This window comes from Legionella bozemanae, from assembly GCF_001648595.1.
Classification (GTDB): domain Bacteria; phylum Pseudomonadota; class Gammaproteobacteria; order Legionellales; family Legionellaceae; genus Legionella; species Legionella bozemanae.
On the sequence record NZ_LBAW01000053.1, the window covers coordinates 1 to 3,288 of the forward strand.

The following is a 3,288-nucleotide window of genomic DNA, read 5'->3' on the forward strand; positions in this document are numbered from 1 at the left end:
AAATAGCAAAAACAAATAACACCGAATTAAATATAACTGCAGCAGAAATGCTATCATTTGGAGCACGTATTTATCTGCAATCTTTAGAAAAAAAGACAGATGAATCAACCCAATTATTACTCGAAAATAGTGTTCGCTCCATACAAATTATTACTGAAATTTTATACAGTGTATACAACAAAGATTTGTCTAAAATTGGTGCTTATGATGCAGAAACTGCATTAGCCCTGATTGAACGTATGATTCCAAATTTATTAAAAGGCAGGTAACAGGATCTCAGTAATGGGATCCAATTACCTACCAAGAAAGTGATTCCTTGCTACCATGAGCAGCGAGGCAAACTAACATCACTTTATTCTGCAAATATAAATCCTCCCACTTGAGTTTTCCAAAGAGTTGAAAAAACACCGCCCGGTTTTTTTGTTAACTGTTCCAGGCTACCATGCTCAATGATATTCCCATTGTCAAGTACTACAACAGTATCCACTTCTTTTAAGGTTGAAAGTCGATGTGAAATAATCAAAGTTGTTTTATCTTGCATTACTTCATGCAATGATTTTTGTATGGCTTGTTCAGTTTCAGTGTCTAATGAAGAGGTTGCCTCATCAAGAATTAGAATTTTCGTATTTCTAAGGAATGCCCTAGCAATAGAAATGCGTTGTTTTTGTCCACCCGAAAGTTTTAAACCACGCTCACCAACGAGTGTGTTATATTGTTCTGGCAAGTTCATAATAAACTCATGGCAATTTGCTTTTTTTGCTGCACTAATCACTTCATCTTTGGTTGCAGTATCGTTAGCAAAGTGTATATTATCAAAAATACTTCGATGAAATAATTGCGTTTCCTGAGGAATAATTGTTATTTGTGAACGAAGAGATTTGAACTGAACTTCGCTTATCATTTGTTTATCAATAACGATATTTCCTGAAGATGGTTCTACAAGACGCAGTAATAATTTCAAAAGTGTTGATTTACCACTGCCTGACTTACCTACAAGCCCAATTTTTTCTCCTGCTGCAATAGATAGATTAAGTTGATTAAAAAGGAGTGCAGAATTAGGGTATGAGAAGTTTATGTTATCAAAAATAATTTCACCTTTTGAAACCTGTAATGGAGGGACGTTAGGTTTATCAATAATGGCATGCGGAATTTTAATGAAGCTTAATGCATCATTGCATGCACCTATAAGTTGATGTACTTTCAAAATTTGCTGTCCTAATCCGAATATCATCATCAAACATGAGAGTGCGATACTAAGTACTAGAGCAAAATCACCTGCATGAATAGAATGTTTTTGAGCGCCATAAATTAGGGCACACACAAATGCTGACGTTAATGCAGTTACTAAACAGCCCTGGTAAAAAAACACTTTAATCGTTTGGCATTGTATTTTTTTCTCAGATTTTGCTACTTCAGTTACCGCCTTTTGAATCGTTTTAGATTCTTTGGTACTACCTGAAAATAATATTGTGCTAGAAATATTGCTAATAGAATCAGAAAGGTAACCGCTTAATTTTGTTTTGGCACTTGCTAGTTCTGCTGAGGAGGTCTGCGTAGTATCCGCAGTAATAAATGAGATACCTACAAATAGGATTGCCCATGTAAAGAGAATTAATGCATAAATACTACCCACAAATACATACAGAGTTAGCACAGCAATTAAAATTCCAAGAACAGAGTTATAGATCCAGCCTGAGGCGATTTTAAGTAACTCCTCAATGCTTTCAGAAATGTCTATTATTTTTTTTGTTAATGTACCAGAGAAATTACTTTCAAAAAATTCATAGGAATGACCTAATAAGTACTCAAACATATCTTTTTTAATGTCCGATTTCATTGAAGGGTATAAACACGCCTCAAAATACTCTTTTAATCTAACAGCAATGTTAGTTATCATTGGCATGATTGCATAAAATATGGCAGGCCAGATAATAAGCGATAAAAACTGTTTACTTGAATTATAATTACTCACAATAGAAACCATTTTCCCTAATAAATAGGGAGAGATGGATCCTTCTAATGCAAAAATTGTAATCATCGCGAGTATACCAATCATAAGACGCTTATTCTTTTTAATCTGTAAATAGCGCCATATAAAATGGCTTAATGTTGATGGGATCTCTTGGCTATAATTCATCTATTGAGGCCTTATAATGGAGGATGTTTATCATCCAAATTGGTTTTGTTATTTGGTATTGAGCTATGGTATTTATCGTATAACTCTCGAGGGTTTCTTTGTTTTTTAAAATTTTATGCAGTAGCCTCACTAATGCTAGTGCTTAGCCAGCTCTATGATAAGACGTGTCAATTCTTTTTGTAAATCTTTAACAACAGAGTTACTCCCTTATGTTTTCCTGCAGATTTTGCTTTGACCACGCCTTCTCTGCCTAAATGGAAATACTGTACATATTTTATACATAAAAAATATTCAACAATCTTATAAATAATTTTTTTACTATTTTTTTACAGCGAAAGCTGTGTAATTTTATTAATCATCTTAATCATGCTAAATTGTCACCTTTGGGACGAAAACATAACTTTTTGTGGGTCTTTTCGTTTCAATGATTGTCACACTCCGATTTTTAGCATATTAAACTGTTAAGCATGAATAAGTTGCACAGAAATGTCCTAATGAAAAAAAATTCAGTACATGTATGGTTCAGGTCAGGCTATTCATTTAAAAATTTTTAAAGCTCGCGCTCCATTTCTCGATTAGACTGTGATTTATTAAAAGTACGAGTATTTTCTACAAAATCTTTGTTGTAAACACGGTCTTTAATTTCATTAATTAATCCTTGATTGAGTCTTATAAACTGATTATCGCTTTGTGCATTAAGTTTGCGTTCTTGTTTTATCAAAGACTGAATTTGTCTATCCTGATTTATTTTTATTAGCTCCGATTCCTTATTTTCTAAAGCACATTGTTTTTTAAATTCCTCTAAGCTCAGACACCGGTTTAATTGCTTTTTTAGCTCGTCCTTTCCTTCTTTAACAAGAACATCATTTAAATCGGTATTTTCTTTTTTAGGAATTATAATGGATACGTGGATACCAGAATCATGCAATCTCTGAGCTGCTTTTATAATCGTATTAGTTTGTTCGTTCTTTGCGTATTTATAGGTTTCTTTTCCATCATTATCCAGGCAAATAATTACCTGTTTGGGACTATTTTTTGGATCAATATTTGAAAAATTTGCTTTCCCCAATACAGCATACACACGCGCATGTTCATCGACCTGAAGTATACTTAATCCTGTCTCAATCCCTTCTGTAAAATAAGCGATGTCG

At 33.3% G+C, this 3,288-nt stretch carries 3 protein-coding genes; 1 reads left to right on the plus strand and 2 read right to left on the minus strand.

Going from position 1 to position 3,288, the window contains the following annotated elements; genetic code table 11:
• The first annotated feature begins 2 nt into the window (after positions 1-2).
• Positions 3-269, plus strand: coding sequence for a hypothetical protein (locus A8O27_RS17880; protein ID WP_082891540.1), 267 nt, complete (start codon positions 3-5; stop codon positions 267-269).
• Positions 270-352: 83 nt separating this feature from the next.
• Here the strand turns inward: A8O27_RS17880 and A8O27_RS17885 are convergent, their stop codons facing one another.
• Positions 353-2,137: an ABC transporter ATP-binding protein gene (locus tag A8O27_RS17885; protein ID WP_058460614.1), complete on the minus strand. Its 1,785-nt coding sequence runs from the start codon at positions 2,135-2,137 to the stop codon at positions 353-355.
• A 550-nt stretch (positions 2,138-2,687) separates the two neighbouring features.
• Positions 2,688-3,288 (minus strand): toprim domain-containing protein (locus A8O27_RS17890; protein ID WP_211269258.1); only part of this gene is annotated, 601 nt, incomplete at its 5' end.

What these genes read in the sequence shown, in the direction of transcription:
- A8O27_RS17885 (WP_058460614.1), bottom strand. Translation starts at nt 2,137, where the DNA reads ATGAATTATAGCCAAGAGATCCCATCAACATTAAGCCATTTTATATGG.